The following is a 22,302-nucleotide window of genomic DNA, read 5'->3' as shown; positions in this document are numbered from 1 at the left end:
GAGAAAGGCCGGGTCCTCGGCCAGGCGCCCCCAGGTGACCGATGGCCGGAAGGTCCAGGGGGCCTGCCGCGTCGACATGAAGGAAAGCCCGAAGGAATAGAGGATCGGCCATATCCAGAACAGCAGGAAGACCGCAAGGTATGGCGACAGGAAACCATAGGCTGCGAAGGTTCTTCGGTTCATCGGCCACCTCCTGCGGCAAGCGGTAAGGCCGGGGGCCGCGGGGCCCCCGGCGCTTGTGTCACTGGGCGATCTGCAATCCGGTCACCAGCTCGATCTGGTGCGCCGCGTCATCGAGGGCCGCCTGCGCGCTTTCGTAGCTGCCGTTCAGATAGCCGGTCTGGACGGTGCGCATGATGCCGTCGGCGTCACCGAAGAAGGCCGTGCCGCGGCTGGGCGCGACGCGCGGCAGCGTCTCGAGGATGGTCTGCCAGACGGCCTGATCGCCCCAGAATGCCTGGGTTTCGGCGACATAGGGATCGTCGACCGCGGTCAGGAGCGAGGGCACGAGCCCGTATTCCTTGAGCATCTTGACCTGGCCCTCGTTGGTGGTCAGCGCATGCTTCAGGAAGGCGAAGGCCGCCTCCGGGCTGTCCGAGGTCGAGGCAATGGCGAGCGACGATCCGCCAAGGTTGGCGGCATGATTGCCCTCGGCCGACATCGAGGGCATCGCGTAGACGCCCCATTTCCCGGCCTGATCCTCGGGGGCCGTCGAACGGACCGTACCCTCGTACCATCCGCCATACATCTGGGTGGCGACCGTGCCGGCATTGTTCGACTGGATCTTCTCGTCCCAGTTGCCCGCCGCCAGCACACCGGCATCCTTCATGCCCTTCAGCGTCTCAAGTGCCGCCACGCAGCCGGGCTTGTTGACGGTGATCGACTGCGCGTCGTCCGAGAAATAGCCGCAGCCCTGTTCGTTTGCCATCATGCGGAACCATTCGGTATCGCCGTTGAGGTCGGCCATGGCCATCACCACATCGGGGCTGACCGCCCGGATCTTCTCGCCCGCGGCGATGAAGTCTGCCCAGGTCTTGATCGCGGCCGGGTCCACGCCGGCCTTTTCGTAGAAGTCGCGGCGGTAGAACATGGCGACGGGGCCGGAATCCCAGGGCATCGCATAGGCGACACCGCCCGGTTCGACCTCGGTGCGCTTGAAGGCGGGGAACTGCGCGGCCATCACGTCGTCATAGCCAAGCGTCTTGAGATCCACGAAGCAGGAGGGGAACTGCGACCAGAAGATCTCGGATTCGTGGTTCTCGACGGTGACGATGTCGGGAAGATCCGTCCCGCCTGCGGCACAGGCTGCCAGCATGCGGTCAAAGACCTGCTGGTTGCCAAGATCCTCGACGGTGACCTTCACGCCGGGATTGGCGGCGGTGAAGTCCTTGGCCACCGACTCCAGCGACGAGGCGGCGATGTTCCAGCTCCAGATGGTGATGTCGCCCGACAGGTCCTGCGCCAGGCCCAGGCTCGGGCCGGCAATGAGGCAAAGCGCCAGTGCGGTGGTGTTGCGCATGGTTGGTTTCTCCCGTTGTATGTTGCCCGCCTCCGCGATCTCGCCTACCCTTAGCCCCGGGGCCGTGCCTCGTCTCGGCCAATAGGGAGGCAAACTGCGCGAATAGTAAGATGGGCGGGAAACGGCACTGGGATCCTCGGGAAAGCATGATCGAGCGGCTGCCCAACGAGATCGTGGCGAGCTGTCAGCAGCCCGGTATCATGGCCGCCCCGCACTGGCATGCCCAGGCCGAGATCAACTATGTTTTCCGCGGCGCCCTTGAATACGAGATGCCCGGATACGGTGTACGGATCGGGGCCGGCGATGTCGCGCTTTTCTGGGGCGGCCTGCCGCACCGCGTCTTGGACACCGACGAGGACACCTACTTTCACGTGATCCACCTGCCGCTGTTCCACTTCTTCCGGCTCCGACTTTCGCCGCACCTCCAGCAACGGCTCATGCTGGGGGGAACGCTCGTCAGCGCCGGAACCCAGCCAGAGGACGACCTGGCCTTCACCAGACGGGCGCGCTATCTGGACTCGGACGACCCCCGGCTCATCCAGCATGCGGTGGACGAGCTCCTCCTGCGCATCGAGCAGATCGGCCTCGATCAGCATGTGATCCACGAGCCGAAGAAACCCGGCATTGGCGCCTCGGTCGGTACCGAACAGCCGAGTTTCCAGAGCATCCGTCGCCTTTTCGGCTACATCGCCGAGAACTTCCGGGAGGACATCGACTGCGTCGACATCGCCGCTTCGGCCGATATCCATCCGAAATACGCGATGAGCGTCTTCAAGAAGTCCACGGGCATGTCGCTGGGCGAGTATGTCACTCTGCTGCGGCTGTCCTATGCGCAGGCCCTGCTGATGAAGGATGAGGCCAGCATCCTCCAGATCGCAATGGACAGCGGCTTCGGCTCTGTCTCGGCCTTCAACAAGTGCTTCCGCAAGCAGTCCGGCATGACCCCCTCGGAGTTCAAGCGCGAGCGCAGCCCGTCGCAGGGGGGCCTCGCCCGCAGCTGATGCCCCGCGCTGATGACATCAGCGTCGTTCACCTGATAGTCAGTAGGCAAGACATATGCAAATTCTGCGGGCCGTTTGATCTCTCCATAAAGGCCTACAGGGGTCTGATGCCGGAGGGGGCAGGATCCTACGCTAAGCCCTTTTCGGCCATCTGTACTCCCCCGTGAGCAGGATATGGGCCCAGCCGAGCGGCGAGATGTGCGCCAAGAGGTTGGGTGAGCTGTCGAGGCCTTCGCGACGGCGACTGGCTGACCGCGCAGCGGCAGGCCCTGAAAGCTCTGGGGGTCTTAGAAGACAGTATCTATACCGACCACGGGCTGACAGGCACCAATCGCGCCCGTCCCGGTCTCGACCAGGCACTGGCCGCCGTGCGGGAAGGCGACGTGCTGATCGTTCCAAAGCTGGATCGTCTCGCCCGATCCGTCCCTGATGCGCGCGCAATCGCAGAGCAACTCGCGAAAAAGGGCGTCAAGCTCGCCTTGGGTGCGTCGGTCTACGATCCGACCGATCCGATGGGCAAAATGTTCTTCAACATTCTGGCCACCTTCGCCGAGTTTGAGGCCGACCTGATCAGAATGCGGACACGCGAAGGTATGGCCATCGCCCGCGCCAAGGGAAAACTCAGAGGGAAGCAGCCAAAACTCTCAGAAAAACAACAAAAGAACTGACGCGCATGCACGCCTCTGGCGACTATTCCATCAGCGATCTCGCCGAACTCTTCTCGGTCTCAAGGCCGACAGTCTACAGAACCCTGCAGCGGGCGGGACCCAAAACCAGCCCTTAGCGTACTATTCTGCCCCCTCCGGCATCAGACCCCCTACAGCTCCCATCCGAGATCCCTGTCGAGCTCGCGCTGCCGCTTGCGCTCTTCGTCCAGCTCCTGCTCGCGCTCTTTCTGGCGAACCTTTTCCCGCTCCTGGTCTTCCGCCCTGGCTTTGCCCAACACATCGGCAAGCCTGCCGCGTATATCCCCGCTCCCCTGCCCCGGCGCGCGATCATGCTCCTGGTTCTGCTCACGCCCGGCAATCCGTGCGAGGCGCTGCTTGATCTCGTCCGGTTCCAGTTCCTTCGCCTGCCGCCCTGCGGCGGCGCGCAAGGCCGCCAGCCCGGCGCTGACATGGCCCTGCCCCTCCTCACGGGCCTCAGCCCAGGCATCGCGCGCCAGCTCCAGCCGCTCGCGCATCTCGGCAAACATCGCCTTGGCCTGGCGCACGGCATGCACCCGCGCGCCCCGCTGGGTCAGCGGCTCGTAGTCGCGGCCCTCGGCCTCGGCCACCAGCTGCGCGCGGCGCTCGATGGCATTTGCGGCGGGGCCAAGCTTCAGCTCCGGCTCGCGGTCCAGCTCTTCGGCCTTCAACGTGTCCCCCAGGGACAACGCCTCCTCGCGCTGAGCCTCCAATGACCGATGATCGACGCGCTCCTCCTGCCCGGCCAGTTCAAGGGCATGGTTTTGCAGCTCGGCCCAATAGCCGCGCATGGCCTCGATCTCCGGCCCGCCGGTGCTGGCGGCATCGAGAACGCGGGTCTTGTCGGTCAGCCCCTCGGCGGACAGGACGCGGGTGGTGGTCAGGATATGGGCGTGATGGTTGCGCTGATCGCCCTCACGGTGCGGTGCATGGATCGCTACATCTGCCGCCACACCGTAGCGCTCGACCAGCTGCGCGGCGAAGGCCCGCGCAATGTCGATCCGCGCGGCGTCAGACAGCTCGGACGGAAGGGCCAGCTCCCATTCGCGGGCGGTCACCGAATTGGACCGGGTCTCGCGCGCCTCGGCGGCGTTCCACAGCGCGGCGCGGTCCTGCGCCCAGGACGGTGCATCATCGGGGGCGAGAATGAAGCAGGCCTCGACGCCGCGCTTGGCGGTGTAGTCGTGCATGCGGCCCTCCCGGTCACACTCGATGACGGACGCCGACCGATAGGCCGCCGCCGCAGTGGCGGATCGCCCGGCGCTGCGTTTGATCGTCTTGACGGAGAGGTGGAAGCTGGCCATGGCCGCGCCCTACCGATCCGACGACGTGCAAGGGCAGGCAGACGGCCAGACATGCAAACAGGCAGGCAGGCAAACGGCCAAGCGCTCGGCTTGCCATCCGGGCAAGTAGGCCGTCGCGCAAAGAGGCAGACATGCAGCCACGCCAACAGGCGGGCGGCCATGCTGCCAGCGAGGCGCACGACCATCCCCAGGATGGGCCAAGGTTTGCCGGACAAGCAACGCGCGGCAAACCCGATCCGGCAGCCGGTCCCGCTCTAGGGACAGGCGGAACCGGATCGTCCGCTGGCGCTGACGCCCTCGCGGAACCGCCCCGCTCCCGGGGCCAGTTCCAGGGAGGGCGACAGGGACAGCGGGGCGCAATCCAACCGCGAAGGTTGGCCAGGATGGGGTGAGGCAGCTTCCCGGAAACGCTCCAGTGGAGCGTTTCGCTGCCGAACGGGCAAAGCCCCGGGACAGGAAGGCGGGGCGCGCTTCCTGATCCGTCGCACCATGCGACGGACTGGGGACGCCGTCGGCGGGGGGCTCTGCCTCCGAGGAGACCGCACGCAAATCTCGGAAGCGCCGCAGGCGGAGGAGAGTTTGCATAAGTGCGCCCTTGACCTTTACAGGCCTACGGGTAACCGCTTGACCTTACCCCGTCAATGCTCCATTCAACCTCAAGATGTTTGGAGTTTCCGACGTGTGTGAAGGTATGAATGGCTGAGACAGAATTGGAACGCGCCGAGAAGCGCTACGCCCAGGCCAAGGCCCGGCTTCTCGCGCTGAAGAACCGGGAAGCGACGAAGGCGCGCAAGCTGGACACAAGGCGCAAGATCATCCTCGGGGGGGCGCTGGTCGATCTGGCGGAACGGGATTCCAATGCCGCCGCCATGATCGAGCGCCTGGTGCGCAACCTGCCCCGTGAACAGGACCGCAAGGCCTTTGAGGGCTGGGATGCGAAGCAGCCCGCCGCCGCACCTTCCGCGACAGCACCGCCCACGACCTGATCGCCGCGCTTTTCCCTTCAGGGGGGTGAGCGCAGCTCACCCCCCTGCCCTCTTAGCTGGACCTGATTTCTTTGCAGTATGTATTCTCCGCTCTGGGGCTGCTGTCGCGGTTGTCCCTCTTTGTCGTCGTCACCCCGATCCTCGCCGGATGGTTCTTCGTCTGGATGGTGATGGCCACGGCCTTCGCCTGGTTCGCCTGGCTGATCGTGATCATCATCCTGTCTGACGTGCCGATGGGCGAAGCCCTCTGGCACTGGTTCGTGTTCTGGCCGATGACGATCACCGGCTGGATCATCGGGGCCAGCGATTGGTCGAACCGGACCGGCATCAAGCTCTGGGGCCGCAATCAGGGAGACAGCCACGGGTCGGCGCGCTTTGCCACCCGGAAGGAACGCGCGGCCTTTGAAGGTGGTTCTGGCCTTCTGATCGGGCGCGACCTCGATAGCGGCAAGCTCCTGCGTTATGACGGCCCGGCTCACCTTCTGACCCTCGCCCCAACCCGCGCGGGCAAGGGTGTCGGCACGGTGATCCCGAACCTCCTGCTGGCCGAACGCTCGGTGCTGGTGATCGACCCCAAGGGCGAGAATGCGAAGATCGCGGGCGAGGCGCGCAAGCGCTTCGGCGCGGTCCATATCCTCGACCCTTTCGGCGTCACCGGCCTGCCCGCCTCGGCCTATAACCCCCTCGGACGGCTCTCGGCGGAAAGCCTCGACCTCGGCGAGGATGCCGCCTCTCTGGCCGAAGCCCTGGTGATGGACCCGCCCGGCCAACAGTCGGAAGCGCATTGGAACGAAGAGGCCAAGGCGCTGCTGGCCGGGCTGATCATGTTCGCTGTGTCCCATGAGGATCAGGATCGTAAGACCCTCGCCACCGTGCGGGAATATCTGACCCTGCCGCCCGAGAAGTTCCGCACCCTCCTGGAGCTGATGCAGGACACGGATGCTGCCGGGGGACTGATCGCCCGCGCCGCCAACCGCTTCCTTGGCAAATCCGACCGCGAAGCGGCCTCGGTGATGTCCTCGGCGCAGCGCCACACCCATTTCCTCGACAGCCCCCGCATCGTGACCGCTACGGCGCGTTCGGACTTCCAGTTCTCCGCCCTGCGGCATGATCTGACCTCGATCTTCCTCGTCCTGCCCCCGAACCGCCTCGATGCCTACAGCCGCTGGCTGAGGCTTCTGGTGGCACAGGCACTTCAGGATATCGCCAGGGACGCGGAAGCGGCTCAGGCAGGCGCACAGCGCCTGAAACAGCCCGCCCTGTTCCTCCTCGATGAGTTTGCCGCCCTCGGGCGCCTGGAAGCGGTGGAACGCGCCATGGGGCTGATGGCGGGCTATGGACTTCAACTCTGGCCGATCCTGCAGGACATGAGCCAGCTCCGCGACCTCTACGGTGCCCGGGCCAATACCTTCGTGGCCAATGCGGGCGTGCTGCAAACCTTCGGGGTGAACGACTTCGAGACGGCGAAGTGGCTGAGCCAGATGATCGGCCGGGAAACCACCGGCTATCAGACCGAAAGCCACAAGCCCGGCGATGCGCCCTCGACCTCGTACAACGTCACGGCGCGAGACCTGATGACCCCGGACGAGATCATGCAGATACCGCCCCATGTCCAGCTGCTGCGCGTCCAGGGCAAGCCGGTGATCATCGCCCGCAAGCTGCGCTACTTCGCGGACGAGGAGTTCGACGGGCTGCACCTGTCACCGGACGCGCAACCCGCAACTCCCAAATCTGAACCCTGATCGCGCAACACCGATCTCTGATCCCACATCGCCTATCCCTGATCACGGAAATCACAATGCCAGAACCCGGTTCCGCCTCCCCTGCCCTCTCCCTCGCCGCCCTCGGTGAGATGGTGGATCTTCTCGGCGTCGTGGTCGCGAAGATGTCGGAGAAGCTGGATCAGCACGGGGAAACCCTCGCTGCGGTCCAGAAGACCGCGCTGGAAAGTCGGGATGCGGCACAGGCGGCGAAGGCCTATGCCGATCCGCAGCGCTATGGCCGCCATATCGGCAATGAGATCGACAAGGCCCTGGCCGCTCCCCTCGACCGGCTGGAAGACCTGCACCTGGGCCTCGCTGCCGATCGGCGGGATACCAGCCGCACCCTGGACGAACTGGTCCGGCAGGAAGAGCAAACCCTTCAGCGCTTACGCGACGATCTGGCAAGGGCGGGACGCTGGAAGAAGCGCACCCCATTCATAGCCCTCTTCGGGTTGGTCCTGGCGCTTGGTCTCAGCATCTCCTTGCCCCGCTTCCTGGCAGGCAACGGTACCGTCTGCGCTGTCCTTGGGGGTGAATGGCTGCGGGGGCCGGAGAGCGGAAAACAGGCCTGCGTGTTTTATGCGGGATGAGGTCTGCAGCTGCTCATGAAAAGTTATCCACAGGCCAAGGTGTTAAATATGGGTTAGATTCAGAGTTAAGCACCGAAAATGCCTCGCAAGCCCTTGAAACAACGAAGCGATTCTGAGTGAGGTGTGTGTGAAAGTACGAAAGATCGTGTGTAAAAGTACGATAGAGCGTGGGCAAAAGTACGAAAGCGCCTTGCGTGTGTGAAAGTACGAATCGGCGTGGATTTCGAGCTCGCCCTGCCCTACTGTGTGTGAAAGTACGAAAGGCTCGCCTGTGTCTGACGATCATGTAGCAAACCGTTCCCCTCTCCTGCCTGATCGGTATCCGCAGGGCGACTTCTTCGTGTGCGACATCTTCGATGCCGTCCCGAAGGCAGATATGGCTTCGATGGAACACCCCATCTTCTCGCTATCGACCAAGCCTGATACGCGCGTCAGGGAGTATGAGCACAACGGCATCAAGATCGCGATCAAGCCTTCTGTCGATGGCCTTGCGACGGTTCATGACCGCGATGTCCTGATCTATTGCATAAGCCAACTGATGACCGCCCTGAACGATGGGAAAGAGGTTTCTCAGGTTGTCCGGTTTCGCGCGTTTGACATGCTGGTCGCTACGAACCGGAACACAGCGGGTTCCGGTTACTCTCAGCTGAAGGCTGCCCTTGAGCGCCTGGCCGGGACGAGGATCAGCACGAACATCGTAACCGGCGGGAAGGAAATCTTCAGGACCTTTGGCCTGATCGAGAGTGCCGAGGTCGTCAGGGAAACCCGCGACGGCCGCATGCAGGAGGTTGAGATCAAGCTCTCCGACTGGGTTTTCAATGCGATCCGGTCGAAGGAAGTCCTCACGCTGCACCGCGATTACTTCCGGCTTCGGAAGCCGCTGGAAAGGCGCATCTACGAACTCGCCCGCAAGCACTGCGGGGCGCAGAAGGAATGGCGGATCAGCCTCGCGCTACTGCAGAAGAAGTGCGGCTCGAACTCCACCCCGCGCGAGTTTCGGCGGCTCGTTCTGAACATCGTGCGAGAGGACCGAGAACACGACCACATGCCGGACTATGCCATCGCCTACGATGAGCAAGAGGACATGGTCACCTTCTCAAATCGGCAAGGCGTAAAGATTGTCCTGCCTCAGGCAGTGGCTCCGCAGCTGGACCCTGATGTCTATGAGACGGCCCGGATGCTCGCACCCGGCTTCGATGTGCATTACCTGGAGCGAGAGTGGCGCAGTTGGCTCCCGGAGACGCCCCGCAACCCTGAAGCCGCGTTCCTCGGGTTCTGCAGGAAGTGGATACAGAACAGGAAAAAGACCGGGTAATTTCAGATACCGGATTTGTTTTTGTAAAGCTCCCAGGCCTCCTCGATGAGGACACCTTGCTGCACGCCCCTGCGCTTGGCTTCATTGGCGATCTCTTCGGAAATGCCGGGCATTACCTTCGCGTGGACTTGCCCCGTCCGGGGGCTAGGCTTGCGCCCGCGTCGCTTCTGGCCGTCACGGGCAACGAAGCCCAGTTCCTCCCCTGCCCGCTCTGCCTTCTCGATCGCCTGCGGGCTGCGGTCTTTCTCCCGGCTTTTCAGGCGGCCGAGGTCGATGTTGAAGGCTTTTCCGTCCGACATCTCAGACCCCCTCTGCCAGCCGCTTGTAGACCGCCTGGGCGAACAGAGCGGCGTTCTCGATCGCCCCATCCATGTTCCCCTGGGCGGGCATGTTCCGGAGGTTGCCTCCGAACTCGAAAAGAGCAGAGAACGCTGCCCGCTCCAGGAGCGGCGGATCGATCAGATCTACGCCTTGTGCGGCCAATGATTCGGCGATGCCGCTGTGTTGCTTCGAGCGGACGGCCTTCGTCATCGTGAAGACGACGGCGTGCGGGATCTTCCGATCGAGCGCTTCTTCCTCTTCGGCGATGAGCTGAAGCGCTCTGACACCAATCGTGGCGTCCAACGTGGTAGCCCGCATCGGAGTAATGACGAGATCGGCCTGAGAAATCGCCCGGGAAACCAGCCGCGATGCGACGCCCTCCAAGTCCACGACGACGATCTGACCGTCCGTGTCGTGCTGCTTGATGCTCTTCACGATGTCAGACTCGGTGACGCTCGACAGAACCTGAATTCGATCGGGCAGGGGGGCTCGGTCAGCCCAAAGGGTCAGAGAGTGGTTGGGGTCACAGTCCAACATGACCACGCTCGCGCCTGCATGGGCCAGCTCTGTCCCCAGCAGGATCGCCGTCGTGGATTTCCCGGCACCCCCCTTCGGCGATGCGATGACAACGGTCGGCATTGGCGTCTCCATGTTATCAGATAATTACATTAACCGGATAAATGGAAAAATCCAATATGATTGTGACGCCATGAGTACGCTTGACGTACGTCGTCAACATCCCTATCTTCGGATGCACGATGATCTTGAGCTATCGCGACAAGAAGACTGAAAGCTTCGCACGCGGCGAGTTGGTGAAGGCGTTTCAAGGGTTCGAGGACCAAGCCGCGAAGCGGCTCGCGATCTTGAACGCCGCGCCATCACTCGACACGCTTCGGGCGTTGCCAAGCAACCGCCTGGAGGCACTGCGTGGCGATAGGGCAGGGCAGTTCTCCATTCGCATCAATCAGCAATGGCGCATCTGCTTTGACTGGTCTGAAGGGCAGTCAGGACCAGGCAACGTAGAGATCGTGGATTACCACTGACGAAAGGAGGTCAGGCCATGTTCATGAGAGCAGTACATCCCGGCCAGGTCCTTAAGGACGAGCTGGAAGAGCTGAGTATCACGCCCACGGAGTTTTCGCGGCAGATCGATGTGCCACCTAATCGGGTGAGCCAGATCATCGCAGGCAAGCGTTCGATCACCGGCGACACCGCCCTGCGGTTTGGTCACTGGTTCGGAACCGACCCGCAGTTCTGGCTAAACCTGCAGGCGCAGTTCGACTTGGCCCTTGCTGATCGCGAAACGGGTACTTCCATCCGGCATCTGCCGACAAGAGCCAGCCCTCCACCGCAGAATGAGCGGGCTAACCTCGTCTGATTACCCTCGCCAAGCGCCGGTTGTCTGGCGCCGACAACGAAATCTTGAGCACCCTGTTGAGAACTTAACGTGAACACGTCAAGTTAACAAAACACCGAATCGCTCAGCAACACAGAAATTGCTCGCTATGGATTACACACGCCTGACGCGCGAACAGCTTATCGCGCATCTGGAAGAACGGGACGAGAGCGAGCGCGGTGGCATCCGGCTGACCTACAAGGGACAGACGCCCCCTTGGCGCATCGCCCGCCGCGTCAGGCCTCGCCGTCAGAAAATTGAGGTAGACCTATGTGTCGGTGACGAAGCCGATCAGGACTGCAACCTCATCGTCGAGGGTGAGAACCTGCAGGCGATGGTGAGCCTTTACAAGTACCGAGGTCAGGTCGACCTTATCCTTACTGATCCACCATACAACACCGGCCGCGACTTCCGATACAACGACAAATGGGACGAAGACCCGAATGACCCCGACCTAGGTCGGCTTGTTGCAGACGAGGATGGGTCCAAACACAGCAAATGGCTACGCTTCATGGAGCCGCGTATCTGGATGATGCGAGAAATGCTCCGGCCCAACGGCGTTCTCGCCATCTGCATCGACCATCGAGAACTGTTCAGACTCGGCATGCTGCTCGACGGGATTTTCGGTGAGGACAATCGAATAGCTGTTATCAATTGGCAGAAGACCTATTCTCCGAAAAACAACGTGGGCAAGAAGGCCCACGTCTCTACATCGACGGAGTACGTTCTCGTCTACGCCAAATCTGTTGAAGCGGCAAAAACCCAGCTACTGCCCCGTAGCGAAACAATGAACGCCCGCTATGGGAGCCCAGATGACGATCCTGAGCTTTGGACGCCAGGCGATCTGACGGGGCGTGGAGCAAGCACACATTGGGGTCAGGTTTACGGGGTCCAGTCACCATTTACTGGCGAAATCATGTGGCCTTCCGAAGGGAGGTGCTGGGCCATCGAAAGAAAAACTCTGAAATCCATGCTCGAAAAATGGGGTTGCAAATACGTTAGCAAGGACTTCGGAGACGGGAAGGCCCCATGCCTCGTCATCAATGGATCACTTGAAAAGGCAAAGGCTGCTGCCGAAAATGTTCTAAAGAAGGGAAACTGGCCCATTGGCTACTGGCGTGACAACGGCTTGGGAGCGTTCCGGCAGAAGGTTTACTTGAAAGAAGTCAGAAATGGTGTTGTCCCGACAACTTTCTGGGGGAATGAGGATTTTGACGCACCCGATGCTCTTGGTGCCATGTCGTGGTCGCACGAGCAGTCTGGCCATAGCCAGAGCGGTATCAATGAACTGAGCGCGATTGTCGGCAAAGGACATGGGTTTGAGACAGTCAAACCTATGAAGCTGTTTAAGAAAGTAATCCAGATATGGTGCCCGCGCGACGGTGTTGTCCTCGATCCATTTGCCGGATCAGGCACTGCTGCCCATGCTGTGCTTGCGCTCAACGAGGAGAGCGCAGCGTCACGCCGCTTTGTGCTGATAGAGCAGGGTAGGCCAAACAAGCGCGATGACTACGCGCGGACGCTGACCGCAGTGCGTGTCAGCCGCGCGATCAGCGGCGAGCGCGTAGCCAAGGATGGGACTGTGGGGCTTACCGCCGACCCATTGCCCGGTGGTTACCGCTTCTCGCGCTTAAGCCATCTTGTCGATTCTGATGCCGTCCTTGCGCTGGAGCGTGAGGAAATGATCGACTTGCTCGTAACCTCGCATTGGGACCAGAGCGACCGCAGCAGCTTCCTGCGCCGACTGCCCGCTGCGACGGAGCGCCATCTGTTCGGCGTGGATGGCAGCCGCCGGGGGTATTTTCTTGTCTGGGATGGGCCAGAAGGTGCAAATCGGCTGAACCGTGTCGTATTCAAGGAGATCGTTGCGGAGGCAAAGCAGCACGACCTCAAGCCGCCGTATCATGTCTATGCCCGCCTCAACAGCTATGATGGGCCGAATGTCGAGTTCTATCAGATTCCGGACCGCATCCTGGAAAAGCTCGGCGTAAACACCACCGTCGAGCCGTTTGGTGTCGATATCCAGTCTGGGGAACTGCCGCGTGAGCAATATTCAGCTTCTTGAGTTTCAGCAGGTCGCCGCCAACACCATCGCCGAGCGCTTTTCTGGACTGCTGAATGATCCTGACGCGCCAACGATGACGCGGCAGTGGGATACATTCTTCTATCAGGCGCTTTCCGCGCTCACTGGCAGTGGCAAGACTCCGATCCTCGCCGATACAGTTTCGCAGATGCGGGCGCACCTGTCAGGCGAGCCGCTGGTTCTGTGGGTTGCGAAAAACCGTGTCGTTGTCGATCAGACGCTTGCCAACTTCCAAGCAGGAGGCAAGTACGAGAATCTTGTCGAAGGATTTATCGTAACCAGGCTGTCCGAACTGCGCGCTGACGGCCTCAACGACGCCGGTACGCCGCGCCTGCTTCTAGCGACCACGGGATCCTTCAATCAGAAGGACAAGGGTGACGGAACACTGCGCGTTCATAAGCAGGCCGATGACACGTTGCCTGGCCCCCTTTGGGAGGCCCTGCGTGCCCGGAAGGTGAGCAGCAAGCGCCGCCCTCTCATCATCGTTTACGATGAAGGACACAACCTCACCGACCAACAGACCGATCTTCTTCTTGAGCTTGAGCCGGATGCGCTGCTGGTAGCCAGTGCCACGATGCGCACAGCCCCGAAGCTGATGCGCATGATCGAACGGCTCCGTGATCATGGCTGGACCGACGAGACCCTGATCACACCTGTCAATAGCAGCGATGTTGTTTCCGCCGGTCTTGTCAAACGGCAGATCGTGCTGGGCGGGTTCGAAACCTCAATGGAACAGACGCTCCAGTCAATGCTTGAGGCGTTCCAAGCCCTAGAACAGAAGACCGAGGACTTCGGATCTCCGTTCCGGCCCAAAGCGATATATGTCTGTCAGACCAACCGAAGCCAAGATGACGGGGCGATGGACAACCCGGCAAAACCCTTTGCGGAGCGCCGCGCCGCACCGATCATGATATGGCGTTACCTAACGGAAACTGCCGGAATCGACCCGGACGAGATTGCCGTGTACTGCGACCTCAAATTCGACAAGAAGTATCCACGCCCTGACGGCTTCGCCCTGTTTAATGGTGGCGATGATGACTATGCCCTCTTCAAGGAAGGCAATTATCGGCACATTATTTTCAACTTGACGCTGCAGGAGGGTTGGGACGATCCAGAGTGCTGCTTTGCCTACATCGACAAGAGCATGGGTTCGAACGTCCAGATCGAGCAGGTGATCGGTCGAGTACTGCGTCAGCCCGGCGCGCAGCACTATGCCGATCCCGACCTCAACAGCGCCGAATTTTTTGTGCGGATGGATGACCGGCAGGCCTTTACTGACATTCTCAAGCTTGTTCAGGCGAAGCTCTCCACAGATGCCCCGGAAACCAAGCTGACAACCTATATCGGTAAGGGTGGCCGATCCGACACACGCCTTGAACCGAAAAGGTCTGAAAAGCTTCCGTCCGTTCACGCCGACTCTGAGGAAGCCATTGAGCCGATAGCCGATGCTATCACCGCGCTGCGGGACTACCGCAGCGATAATGTTTACACAGTGGGGGAAGGGCGGTACGTCCGCGCCATACAGGCCGTTGGTTCAGGTTCTGCGCCCATTATAGAAGAAGAGACAACCGAACACTCCAACCCGGTCCTGGCCAGGTTCGTTCTCCGGCGCGCACTTCAGGCGCAACATCCCAAGGCCGCGAATGTCATCAACTGGGCTGACCCTAAGTTCGACGCGCGGATCGAGATCAACAGCCTAGCCGCGCAGGAACTGCGGCGCGCGGCCGATGAGCTTGTCGGTCTGTATCTCGACCACACCCAGCTTGTTTGCGAAGAGGACAATCCACATCCCGTTGGGCCTGTGTTGGTTCGCGGCGAAAAGTTGGTCCGCTTCAACAACGCCCTCCACGAAGGCTACAGCGATCTCAATCCCGACGAAGAGGCCGTTGCCCATGCTCTCGACAAGACCGGGCATGACTGGGCGAGAAACCCTTCGCCCGGCGGTTTCTCGATTCCGCTTCTCGACCGTGGCACCACTCGAAACTTCTATCCGGATTTTCTCGTCTGGAAGAACGGCACTGTTTTTGCCATCGATCCGAAAGGCGATCCGTATCTTGCAACGGATGCTGGCAGAAAACTGCTGGCGATCCGGAACGACAGCGGTCAGAAGATCATGATCGTGCGCCTCATTACAGCGGGACGCTGGAACAACGACACGCTTAAGAAGATCGCGGATGACGGCTATACGGCGTGGACTCTCACCAACACCGGCAAGATCAGATCGCGCTTCAAGGCAAGTGTGGAAGAGATTGTCGAGGTTTGCCTAGACGACCGCTTCTAACCCCAATCAGTGACCCACGAGATGACCTTCACAGTTGATGATCTTGAAAAGGCGCGGGAAGCGCTGCGTGCCTGGGAAGATCGGTTTGATCGGTACACGGGCAACAACCCGAACAAGTACCAGTCAGATATCAAGGTGGCCCGGCGCGAAGTTCGCACGATCGAAGACGCACTCAAGGCAAACGGCGCTACCCCTTTGACCGAAGATGAACAGCTCGAAAAGGAGCTGGATGCGGCCTTCCCAGACGCCAAGAGTAAGCAGACCGTCGAATATAGCGGCCGCAAGTTTCAGCGACGCTTTTGGCCGATCGAGAAGAGCCGGTCAGGCAAGACCGTAACTGAGTGGGGTAGGGGCTGGACCGAAGTTTCGGACGACTAAACCGTGCAGATGTTCATCTTCCGTTCCGGCCCTTCCTGTGATATATACTGTGGCGGGTGCCCACTCTGGCACACGATCTAGAGGATTGAAGCCATGGCTAAATCTAAATCAGGCGGTAGCTACCGCAGTGCGATCAGCGGGCGATATGTGACGGCCAAGCACGGCAAGGCCAGCCCGCACACCACTGTCCGAGAAACCACGGGCGGCGGTTCGACCGGCAGTGCGCGCAGCGCCGTGACCGGCAAATTCGTATCGGGCAACTATGCGAAGGCGCACCCACGCACGACAGTCAAAGAGTCCTGACTAGGCACCTCTGCGCCGCTCCCCGATGCAGAGGAACGCTTTCCCCTGGACAGGGCCAGGAAGAAATAGGGAGCGCTTATGCTCTTCGAACGGTCTTCGCGCTCACCCGGAAAAGCTGTGCGATCTCGGGCAGGGGCCTCAGCTCCTCGTCGCGCATCCGCCGCACCTCAGCCTTCTGCGCGGCTGATAGGGCAGGGGGCCTGCCGCCCACCCGTCCACGCTTCCGCGCAGCTTCCAGCCCTTCTTTTGTCCTCTCCGAAATCCGCTCCCGCTCAAACTGGGCGATGGAGGCGAAGACGTGGAACACCAAGCGACCGGCAGGCGTGGTGGTGTCGATGTCCTCGGCCAGTGACCGGAAGCCCGCACCATGCGCCTGGATCGTGTCCACGATATCGAGAAGATCGCGCAAGGAACGGGCGAGGCGGTCGTACTTGGTGACGGTGATCACGTCGCCCTGGCGCAGCTGATCGAGCAAGCGGTCTAGCTCGGGCCTGCTGCGGGCCGTGCCGGTGATCTTGTCCGCGAAGATCTTCTCGGCACCCGCTGCCTTCAGGGCATCGAGCTGGCCGTCCAGGTTCTGGTCCTCTGTGCTGACGCGAGCGTATCCGATGATCATGCCGCATCGTGCCAAAAACCTCCCAAAACCGCAAAGGTTTTGTCATGGGTTTTTGTCCAGCCTAAGCCCTTGATGTGGGGGAGAGCAGGGGGGGCGGGACAGAAACGACCGATACAGGTGAAATACTCGACACCCCACATTGTGTGTTGAGTGTTGTCGCACCGACTTAAGCACCTGAATCTGATGCCTTTCGCGTCTCCTCTGGCAGTCAGAATAGCCTGCTCCGTCTGCGTCATGCCGGGTCCAGTTTCGTCAGACGTTTCAGGTTCTGCGCGGTCGCTGCGAGGAGGAACTCGTCACTGGCGCCGCGTAGGCCTCTGCGCTGGAGACGGGTGAAGCCGAGGTTGCGCTTCAGGTTTGCGAAGAGAATATCGACCTTCTTGCGCTTGCAGCGGCCGATCTCGAAGCCCTCGGGGCCGGGCAAGTTGCGGGCAATCTGGCGCTTGAGTAGTCAGACCAGAAACGGGCCGGTTCCGTAAGATTTGTCTGCGGCGAGAGCATCAGGCCGGAAAGCGTGCTGCGGGATCGGTTTCCGACAAATACTTCGGGGCCTTGTGCCGCGGCCCTTCGGGAACCTCTCCTGCTTCCGCCGCCAACTGGTCCAGATAGTTGCGAGCCGGGCGCGCGATCTCTTCCTTTGCCGCCCAGGTCTCCTGCATCGTCTCTGGCGGTGTCGGCGACCCTGCGGCCCTTGGTGCGGGGCCGCATCCGATCTCATTCCGCCCTGAGTTCGAGTGTCACAGGGGCGAAGCGGTCGGTCGCAAGCCGAACCCGCACCGCACCCGTCGCGCCGGTGGCGGCCAGCCAGAACCCCGCGGTCCCCCCGGCCAGATGCACCGTGGCTGGCCCGATGAGCCGCCCGGGCCCTTCCACCTCGATCCGCACCGCGTCGGCCAGGAACGGCAGCACGTTACCCGCCTGGTCAAGCGCCCGCACGATCACCCGCACCTCGTCCGGCGCCGCCGCATCCAGCGCGGTCGCATCGGGGGCGACCTCAAGCCGGGTCGGCAAGGGGTCGGCAACATAGCGCCGCCGCACCACCTCCTGGCCCCCGAGAAATCCGAGGATCTCGCAATCCTCCCAGCTCATGCCCCAGAGTCCCATCTCGCCGGCCGAGAACTGGCGGTGGTCGAGGATGACCGGCGGGTGCGGCAGGTGCGGGTACCGCTCGCGGTCCGGCCCCACACGCTTTCTGAGGCTGGCGCCATAGCGGAATTCGATCTCGTCGCAGTTGGTCAGCACCACCAGCGGCAGCACACCACCGATGTTGCGTTCGCCACGGGCAAAGAAGCTTGCCGGCTGCATCACGACGCGCTCTGCCGGATCGATCTGGCTGGCATAGGCATAGGCCGCGAACTTGGGCTCGCGGAAGATCGTGCTGACGCCATGGTGGCAGATGCGGTCGCCCGAGCCGAAGTCCTTGTGGGTGTTGTAGTCGAAGAAGCACCAGCCGATCGCGCCGGCGACGGCCGGGTCGCCGAAGGCGGCATTCAGGACGTCGAGATGGCGGATGACGTGTTCAGCCTGACGCTGTTCCTGATCCCCGGACTTGGTCGGGTACATGTGGCCGTTGAACTCGGTGATGAGATAGGGGACCGGGTGTGCGAGACCCGTCGTTTCCTGCCGCGACCGCAGCGCCGTCCGGGGCCGGTTCGACATCGGGTTCTCGAACTCGCCCAGGATGAAGTCGTTGAGCGTGTAGACATCCTCCAGCAGCTCGCTGTCGGTGATGTAGCGAACACCCCCGGTCTGGCGCGTCGGATCAAGCTCGCGGGCGACGCGGTTGGTCTCGGCGTAGAGGTCGTGGTCGTCCTGGCTCTCGTTGATCCGGACGCCCCACAGGATGATCGAGGGGCGGTTCCAGTCCCTTTCGATCATGCGGCGAACGTTACGGACCGTCTCGGCCTTCCATTCCGGCCCGCCGATGTGCTGCCAGCCGGGGATTTCCTCGAAGACGAGAAGGCCGATCTCGTCGCAGGCGTCGAGGAAGTGGCGCGACTGCGGATAGTGCGAGGTGCGCACGATGTTGCAGCCCAGTTCCCGTTTCAGGATTTCGGCATCCCGGCGCTGCGACTGCTTGCCCTGCGCATAGCCCGAATAGGGAAAGCTCTGGTGTCGGTTGAGGCCCATGAGCTTCAGCGGCCTGCCGTTCAGGACAAAACCCTCAGGTGTGAAACGCGCCTCACGGAAGCCGAAGCTGGTGGAAAGCCGGTCCTCGCCGACGGTGGAGGTCAGCGTCAGGTCCAGCCTGTAGAGTGCCGGATCCTCCGGGCACCAGAGGCGGAGGTCCGGCACGCCCTCGAAGACGATCATCGCATCCGCGCCCTTGGCCACCACCGAAGTCCGCGCGACCTCGGTGCCATCGGGGCTGGTGAGCCGCGCTTCGACCCGGGCGTCACGCCCCTCGCCGGCCAGCATCACCCGGGCGTGGACCGACTTTTTCGCACGAAGCGGCTCGGGCGTCTCGATCTTGACGTTGGCAATCCAGTGGGGTGCCGTGACCCTCAGATGGACCTCGCGGTAAAGACCCGCGTAGGTCAGATAGTCGATCTGTCCGCCGAAGGGCGGGATCTCGGGGTTCTCGGATCCGTCGACGCGCAAGGTCACAAGGTTGTCGCCCCGCCGCAGATGGGGGGTGAGGCGTACCTCGAAAGGCGTATAGCCGTCGCGGTGCCGGGCAACCTGCTGGCCGTTCACATAGACCTGGGCATCGGCCATGGCCCCCTCGAACTGAAGGGACACCTCGCGGCCCTCGAAACGATCCTCCCATGGGACCACCCGCTGATAGGTGAAGGCCCGCTGATAGGACTTCTCGTCGAAGTAGCTGAGCGGCAGTTCTACGGCCGTGTGGGGCAGGCTGACGGCCTTGCCCGGCAGTGGGGCGGTGATCCAGACGGGGTCGAACCCCTCGGTAAAGATCCAGGAATCGTTGCACGGGGTCTCAGAGCGCATGGAGCGTCCTTCGCAAGAAAGTCGGTATTTCAGGGATTTCGGAGGTCAGGCCCGCCGCGCGCCGTTCGGGTCGAAGAGATAGGCCCGCGCGGCAGGGATCGAGACGGCGACCCGGTCGCCCGCATGGGCGCTGCGGACCGCCGCCGCCTGAACGACGACGGGCTCGCCGACCTTGGTGTTGGCGTAGAGATAGCTGGTGGCTCCCAGATGCTCGGCCACGTCGATGGCGAGGTGCAGATCGCAGTTGCCCTGCCCCGCCGCGGCGAAGTGCTCGGGCCGGATACCCAGCACCGCCTTCTGCCCGGCTGCAAGCCCTTGCGCGGCCGCCAGGCCGATCTCTGCTCCACCCTGGTTCGGCAGCTTGAGCCGCCCGCCCCCCAACGACTCGGCCGCCAGGAAGTTCATCCGGGGGCTGCCGATGAAGCCCGCGACAAACTGGTTGACCGGATTGTCGTAAAGATCGAGCGGCGCGCCGATCTGCTCGACCCTTCCTGCCCGCAGTACCACGATCCGGTCGGCCATGGTCATCGCCTCGGTCTGGTCATGGGTGACGTAGATCATGGTCGTGCCCAGTTCGCTGTGAAGCCGGGCGATCTCGATGCGCATCTGCACGCGAAGCTCGGCGTCAAGGTTCGACAGCGGCTCGTCGAAGAGAAACACCTCGGGCTTGCGCACGATCGCCCGGCCGATGGCGACGCGCTGGCGCTGGCCGCCGGAAAGCGCCTTGGGACGGCGGTCAAGAAGCGGTTCGATGCGCAGGATGCGTGCGGCCTCGGCAACGCGCCGCTCGGTGTCCGCAGCGGGGTTGCCGTTCATGCGCAGCCCGAAGGACAGGTTCTGCGCCACAGTCATGTGCGGATAGAGCGCATAGCTCTGGAACACCATCGCGGTGCCGCGGTCGGAGGGATCCACGTCGTTCACGACCCGACTGCCGATGGAGATTTCGCCACCCGAGATGTCCTCAAGCCCTGCGATCATCCGCAAGAGCGTGGATTTTCCGCAGCCCGAGGGGCCGACGAAGACCACGAACTCACCATCCGCGATTGAGAAATCCACGCCGTGGATCGTTTCGACCGAGCCGTACCGTTTGCGCACTGCGCTGACTGTCACGCCTGCCATGGCAATCCCCTCGTTTCCGTTCCACTGTTGGAATTCAGTTTTCCGTTCCGTCCTGGCCTTCCGGCGCCTGCGAGTTCGCTCCTCATTTCACGGCCCCGGTGGTGATGCCGGCCATGAAGAAGCGCTGGAGGAAGATGAAGACAATCACCATGGGCAGGGTCAGCAATACCGCGCCGGTCATGATCGAAGCCCAGGACACCCTGTTCACGCCGATGAGCGTGCCAAGCGCAACCGGCGCGGTCATCATCGTCGGTTCCGAGGCGATGAGCAGCGGCCAGAGGTAGTTGTTCCACGAGGCAAGGAAAAGGATGATCGCCAGCGCCGCAAGTGTCGGCTTGGCTAGAGGCAAGGCAACGCGAGTGAAGATCTGCCACTCCTTGACGCCCTCGATCTGGGCCGCGTCGAACAGCTCGCGTGGCATCATCGAGAATGCCTGCCGCATGAAAAGCACGCCCAGCGAGTTGAACAGGGGCGGCACGATCAGCGCGAACCAGGTGTTCGACAGGCCGAGGTCGCGGGCAACCATGATGAACTGCGGCACGACGACCACGAAGTAGGGCAGGGTCATGGTCCCGAAGATCAGCGCCGTCACCAGGGCCTTGCCGCGAAAGCGATAGCGCACCAGCGCCCAACCGGCCATCGAGGTCAGCATCACCGACAGCACCGTGCTGACCAGCGCGACCATCACCGAGACGAACAGCGTCCGCAGGAACCCGGTCTCGGCCTGAAGCGCCTGGAAGTTGATCCAGAACTGGTCCGACGGCAAGAGCTCGATGTCCGGCGAGAAGATGCCGTTCTCGGGCATGGTCGAGAAGACGGCCATCATCCAGAGCGGAAACAGCCAGACCAGCGCAAGCGGCCCCATCACTGCGTGGATTGCGACCTGCCGCCAGAAGCGGCGCGAGGACTTCGACCTCATGCGCGGTCCCTCCCAAGCCAGAGATTGAGCACCGAGATCGCCACCGCGAGTGCCGCGACCGTGTAGGCCACCGCCGAGGCGTAGCCGAAGTTGAGCACCGTGAACCCCTGCCGATACAGGAACAGACCAAGCGTCTCGGTCGCGCCACCTGGCCCGCCGCGGTTGGTGATCAGGAACGGTTCGGCGAAAAGCTGCATCGTGCCGATCACCGAAAGGACCACGCAGAAGACGAGAACAGGCCGCAGCAGCGGCAGCGTGATGAAGAAGAACTGCCGCAGCGGCGACACGCGATCCAGAGTCGCGGCCTCGTAGACGTCCTCGGGAACCGATTGCAGGCCCGAAAGGATGATGATGGCGTTGTAACCCGCCCAACGCCAGGTCACGGCCATGATGATCAGCGCCATCGCGGCAGTCGGGTTGGAGAACCAGTCGATGGCGGGAAGGCCGATGCTGTCGAGCATCTTGTTGACGATGCCCCGGTCGGCGGTGAACATCAGGCGGAACACTGCCGCATAGGCCACCTCGCCGACCACCACCGGCGCGAAGAAGGCGAAGCGCATGATCCCCCTAGCCTTCAGCAGCGACGAGTTGAGCAGCACGGCCAGCACGGTTGCAAGCGCGACCATCAGCGGCACCTGCACGAGCAGGATGACAAGCGTGTTCTTCAGCGCGTTGAGAAAGGCCGGGTCCTCGGCCAGGCGCCCCCAGGTGACCGATGGCCGGAAGGTCCAGGGGGCCTGCCGCGTCGACATGAAGGAAAGCCCGAAGGA

Annotated in this window: 24 protein-coding genes and 2 pseudogenes; 13 read left to right on the top strand and 13 right to left on the bottom strand. The window is 62.3% G+C overall.

Annotation, left to right across the window (positions count from 1 at the left end; genetic code table 11):
• Both GBJ34_RS19850 and GBJ34_RS19845 read right to left on the bottom strand, forming a co-directional pair.
• Nucleotides 1-183: pseudogene (locus tag GBJ34_RS19850) on the bottom strand (sugar ABC transporter permease); the annotation flags it as partial.
• A gap of 58 nt (nucleotides 184-241) precedes the next feature.
• The gene (locus GBJ34_RS19845) at nucleotides 242-1,519 is read right to left on the bottom strand and encodes an extracellular solute-binding protein (RefSeq protein WP_151720910.1); all 1,278 of its coding nucleotides are present in this window, start codon (nucleotides 1,517-1,519) and stop codon (nucleotides 242-244) included.
• A gap of 146 nt (nucleotides 1,520-1,665) precedes the next feature.
• On the opposite strand from GBJ34_RS19845, the gene GBJ34_RS19840 reads away from it, so the two are divergent.
• The gene (locus GBJ34_RS19840; protein ID WP_226341301.1) at nucleotides 1,666-2,520 is read left to right on the top strand and encodes a helix-turn-helix domain-containing protein; all 855 of its coding nucleotides are present in this window, start codon (nucleotides 1,666-1,668) and stop codon (nucleotides 2,518-2,520) included.
• A gap of 132 nt (nucleotides 2,521-2,652) precedes the next feature.
• Here the strand turns inward: GBJ34_RS19840 and GBJ34_RS21290 are convergent.
• A pseudogene (locus tag GBJ34_RS21290) lies at nucleotides 2,653-2,769 on the bottom strand (Tn3 family transposase); the annotation flags it as partial.
• On the opposite strand from GBJ34_RS21290, the gene GBJ34_RS19835 reads away from it, so the two are divergent.
• Both GBJ34_RS19835 and GBJ34_RS21320 read left to right on the top strand, forming a co-directional pair.
• Complete coding sequence (locus tag GBJ34_RS19835) at nucleotides 2,736-3,188, top strand: recombinase family protein (protein ID WP_226341300.1); 453 nt, start codon at nucleotides 2,736-2,738, stop codon at nucleotides 3,186-3,188. The pseudogene GBJ34_RS21290 and the gene GBJ34_RS19835 overlap by 34 nt on opposite strands.
• 5 nt (nucleotides 3,189-3,193) lie before the next feature.
• Complete coding sequence (locus tag GBJ34_RS21320) at nucleotides 3,194-3,304, top strand: helix-turn-helix domain-containing protein (RefSeq protein WP_264177074.1); 111 nt, start codon at nucleotides 3,194-3,196, stop codon at nucleotides 3,302-3,304.
• A gap of 33 nt (nucleotides 3,305-3,337) precedes the next feature.
• On the opposite strand, the gene mobQ is transcribed toward GBJ34_RS21320, so the two are convergent.
• A complete protein-coding gene (gene mobQ / locus GBJ34_RS19830) occupies nucleotides 3,338-4,510 on the bottom strand; it encodes a MobQ family relaxase (RefSeq protein ID WP_151720908.1) in 1,173 nt (390 codons plus the stop codon).
• A gap of 695 nt (nucleotides 4,511-5,205) precedes the next feature.
• Between mobQ and GBJ34_RS19825 the strand changes: the two genes are divergently transcribed.
• From GBJ34_RS19825 to GBJ34_RS19810, 4 genes are all read left to right on the top strand, one after another.
• Nucleotides 5,206-5,496: a mobilization protein gene (locus GBJ34_RS19825; RefSeq protein WP_151720907.1), complete on the top strand. Its 291-nt coding sequence runs from the start codon at nucleotides 5,206-5,208 to the stop codon at nucleotides 5,494-5,496.
• Between the two features lie 71 nt (nucleotides 5,497-5,567).
• Complete coding sequence (locus GBJ34_RS19820) at nucleotides 5,568-7,238, top strand: type IV secretory system conjugative DNA transfer family protein (RefSeq protein ID WP_226341299.1); 1,671 nt, start codon at nucleotides 5,568-5,570, stop codon at nucleotides 7,236-7,238.
• A gap of 56 nt (nucleotides 7,239-7,294) precedes the next feature.
• On the top strand, nucleotides 7,295-7,849 hold the full coding sequence (locus GBJ34_RS19815; RefSeq protein WP_151720906.1) for a hypothetical protein: 555 nt from the start codon (nucleotides 7,295-7,297) through the stop codon (nucleotides 7,847-7,849).
• A gap of 271 nt (nucleotides 7,850-8,120) precedes the next feature.
• Nucleotides 8,121-9,164 (top strand): replication initiator protein A, encoded by a 1,044-nt coding sequence (locus GBJ34_RS19810; protein ID WP_151720905.1) that lies wholly within the window; start codon nucleotides 8,121-8,123, stop codon nucleotides 9,162-9,164.
• 2 nt (nucleotides 9,165-9,166) lie between these two features.
• On the opposite strand, the gene GBJ34_RS19805 is transcribed toward GBJ34_RS19810, so the two are convergent.
• Nucleotides 9,167-9,463, bottom strand: coding sequence for a chromosome partitioning protein ParB (locus GBJ34_RS19805; RefSeq protein WP_091303785.1), 297 nt, complete (start codon nucleotides 9,461-9,463; stop codon nucleotides 9,167-9,169).
• Between the two features lies 1 nt (nucleotide 9,464).
• Nucleotides 9,465-10,124, bottom strand: a complete 660-nt coding sequence (locus tag GBJ34_RS19800; protein WP_151720904.1) for a ParA family protein — start codon at nucleotides 10,122-10,124, stop codon at nucleotides 9,465-9,467.
• Between the two features lie 80 nt (nucleotides 10,125-10,204).
• On the opposite strand from GBJ34_RS19800, the gene GBJ34_RS19795 reads away from it, so the two are divergent.
• The 6 genes from GBJ34_RS19795 to GBJ34_RS19770 all read left to right on the top strand — a co-directional run bounded on the left by GBJ34_RS19795 (nucleotide 10,205) and on the right by GBJ34_RS19770 (nucleotide 15,926).
• Nucleotides 10,205-10,528: a type II toxin-antitoxin system RelE/ParE family toxin gene (locus GBJ34_RS19795; RefSeq protein WP_276657646.1), complete on the top strand. Its 324-nt coding sequence runs from the start codon at nucleotides 10,205-10,207 to the stop codon at nucleotides 10,526-10,528.
• Nucleotides 10,529-10,545: 17 nt separating this feature from the next.
• Nucleotides 10,546-10,863 carry a HigA family addiction module antitoxin gene (locus GBJ34_RS19790; RefSeq protein ID WP_151720903.1) on the top strand — a complete coding sequence of 106 codons (318 nt, stop codon included), beginning with the start codon at nucleotides 10,546-10,548 and terminating at the stop codon, nucleotides 10,861-10,863.
• 127 nt (nucleotides 10,864-10,990) lie between these two features.
• Nucleotides 10,991-12,946 (top strand): site-specific DNA-methyltransferase, encoded by a 1,956-nt coding sequence (locus GBJ34_RS19785; protein WP_151720902.1) that lies wholly within the window; start codon nucleotides 10,991-10,993, stop codon nucleotides 12,944-12,946.
• Nucleotides 12,924-15,245 (top strand): DEAD/DEAH box helicase family protein, encoded by a 2,322-nt coding sequence (locus GBJ34_RS19780; protein WP_192931304.1) that lies wholly within the window; start codon nucleotides 12,924-12,926, stop codon nucleotides 15,243-15,245. The genes GBJ34_RS19785 and GBJ34_RS19780 overlap by 23 nt, the downstream gene beginning before the upstream one ends.
• Before the next feature lie 21 nt (nucleotides 15,246-15,266).
• Entirely contained in the window at nucleotides 15,267-15,623 is a 357-nt protein-coding gene (locus tag GBJ34_RS19775) for a hypothetical protein (protein ID WP_151720900.1), read from the top strand.
• A 93-nt stretch (nucleotides 15,624-15,716) separates the two neighbouring features.
• Nucleotides 15,717-15,926 (top strand): hypothetical protein, encoded by a 210-nt coding sequence (locus GBJ34_RS19770; protein WP_151720899.1) that lies wholly within the window; start codon nucleotides 15,717-15,719, stop codon nucleotides 15,924-15,926.
• 76 nt (nucleotides 15,927-16,002) lie between these two features.
• On the opposite strand, the gene GBJ34_RS19765 is transcribed toward GBJ34_RS19770, so the two are convergent.
• From GBJ34_RS19765 to GBJ34_RS19740, 7 genes are all read right to left on the bottom strand, one after another.
• Complete coding sequence (locus tag GBJ34_RS19765; RefSeq protein WP_151720898.1) at nucleotides 16,003-16,542, bottom strand: recombinase family protein; 540 nt, start codon at nucleotides 16,540-16,542, stop codon at nucleotides 16,003-16,005.
• Between the two features lie 232 nt (nucleotides 16,543-16,774).
• On the bottom strand, nucleotides 16,775-16,966 hold the full coding sequence (locus GBJ34_RS19760) for a transposase (protein ID WP_226341298.1): 192 nt from the start codon (nucleotides 16,964-16,966) through the stop codon (nucleotides 16,775-16,777).
• 76 nt (nucleotides 16,967-17,042) lie between these two features.
• A complete protein-coding gene (locus tag GBJ34_RS20655) occupies nucleotides 17,043-17,201 on the bottom strand; it encodes a hypothetical protein (RefSeq protein ID WP_192931303.1) in 159 nt (52 codons plus the stop codon).
• A 55-nt stretch (nucleotides 17,202-17,256) separates the two neighbouring features.
• Nucleotides 17,257-19,494: a glycoside hydrolase family 2 protein gene (locus GBJ34_RS19755; RefSeq protein WP_151720897.1), complete on the bottom strand. Its 2,238-nt coding sequence runs from the start codon at nucleotides 19,492-19,494 to the stop codon at nucleotides 17,257-17,259.
• A 45-nt stretch (nucleotides 19,495-19,539) separates the two neighbouring features.
• A complete protein-coding gene (locus GBJ34_RS19750; protein ID WP_151720896.1) occupies nucleotides 19,540-20,613 on the bottom strand; it encodes an ABC transporter ATP-binding protein in 1,074 nt (357 codons plus the stop codon).
• Nucleotides 20,614-20,695: 82 nt separating this feature from the next.
• Nucleotides 20,696-21,532 (bottom strand): carbohydrate ABC transporter permease, encoded by an 837-nt coding sequence (locus tag GBJ34_RS19745; protein ID WP_151720895.1) that lies wholly within the window; start codon nucleotides 21,530-21,532, stop codon nucleotides 20,696-20,698.
• Nucleotides 21,529-22,302: carbohydrate ABC transporter permease (locus GBJ34_RS19740; protein WP_151720894.1), on the bottom strand; the 774-nt coding region annotated here is incomplete at its 5' end. The genes GBJ34_RS19745 and GBJ34_RS19740, both read right to left, overlap by 4 nt.

It is taken from the genome of Gemmobacter serpentinus (assembly GCF_008973825.1).
In the GTDB taxonomy this organism is placed as follows: Bacteria; Pseudomonadota; Alphaproteobacteria; order Rhodobacterales; family Rhodobacteraceae; genus Gemmobacter; species Gemmobacter serpentinus.
The sequence above is the reverse complement of the archived record's forward strand: the minus strand, read 5'-3'. Positions and strand labels throughout refer to the sequence as shown.

Coding starts and splice junctions, on each gene's coding strand:
- GBJ34_RS21320 (WP_264177074.1), top strand. CDS start 3,194: ATGCACGCCTCTGGCGACTATTCCATCAGCGATCTCGCCGAACTCTTC.
- GBJ34_RS20655 (WP_192931303.1), bottom strand. CDS start 17,201: ATGCAGGAGACCTGGGCGGCAAAGGAAGAGATCGCGCGCCCGGCTCGC.
- GBJ34_RS19750 (WP_151720896.1), bottom strand. CDS start 20,613: ATGGCAGGCGTGACAGTCAGCGCAGTGCGCAAACGGTACGGCTCGGTC.
- GBJ34_RS19825 (WP_151720907.1), top strand. CDS start 5,206: ATGGCTGAGACAGAATTGGAACGCGCCGAGAAGCGCTACGCCCAGGCC.
- GBJ34_RS19845 (WP_151720910.1), bottom strand. CDS start 1,519: ATGCGCAACACCACCGCACTGGCGCTTTGCCTCATTGCCGGCCCGAGC.
- GBJ34_RS19805 (WP_091303785.1), bottom strand. CDS start 9,463: ATGTCGGACGGAAAAGCCTTCAACATCGACCTCGGCCGCCTGAAAAGC.
- GBJ34_RS19775 (WP_151720900.1), top strand. CDS start 15,267: ATGACCTTCACAGTTGATGATCTTGAAAAGGCGCGGGAAGCGCTGCGT.
- GBJ34_RS19815 (WP_151720906.1), top strand. CDS start 7,295: ATGCCAGAACCCGGTTCCGCCTCCCCTGCCCTCTCCCTCGCCGCCCTC.
- GBJ34_RS19765 (WP_151720898.1), bottom strand. CDS start 16,542: ATGATCATCGGATACGCTCGCGTCAGCACAGAGGACCAGAACCTGGAC.
- GBJ34_RS19770 (WP_151720899.1), top strand. CDS start 15,717: ATGGCTAAATCTAAATCAGGCGGTAGCTACCGCAGTGCGATCAGCGGG.
- GBJ34_RS19745 (WP_151720895.1), bottom strand. CDS start 21,532: ATGAGGTCGAAGTCCTCGCGCCGCTTCTGGCGGCAGGTCGCAATCCAC.
- GBJ34_RS19800 (WP_151720904.1), bottom strand. CDS start 10,124: ATGCCGACCGTTGTCATCGCATCGCCGAAGGGGGGTGCCGGGAAATCC.
- GBJ34_RS19785 (WP_151720902.1), top strand. CDS start 10,991: ATGGATTACACACGCCTGACGCGCGAACAGCTTATCGCGCATCTGGAA.
- mobQ (WP_151720908.1), bottom strand. CDS start 4,510: ATGGCCAGCTTCCACCTCTCCGTCAAGACGATCAAACGCAGCGCCGGG.
- GBJ34_RS19840 (WP_226341301.1), top strand. CDS start 1,666: ATGATCGAGCGGCTGCCCAACGAGATCGTGGCGAGCTGTCAGCAGCCC.
- GBJ34_RS19755 (WP_151720897.1), bottom strand. CDS start 19,494: ATGCGCTCTGAGACCCCGTGCAACGATTCCTGGATCTTTACCGAGGGG.
- GBJ34_RS19790 (WP_151720903.1), top strand. CDS start 10,546: ATGTTCATGAGAGCAGTACATCCCGGCCAGGTCCTTAAGGACGAGCTG.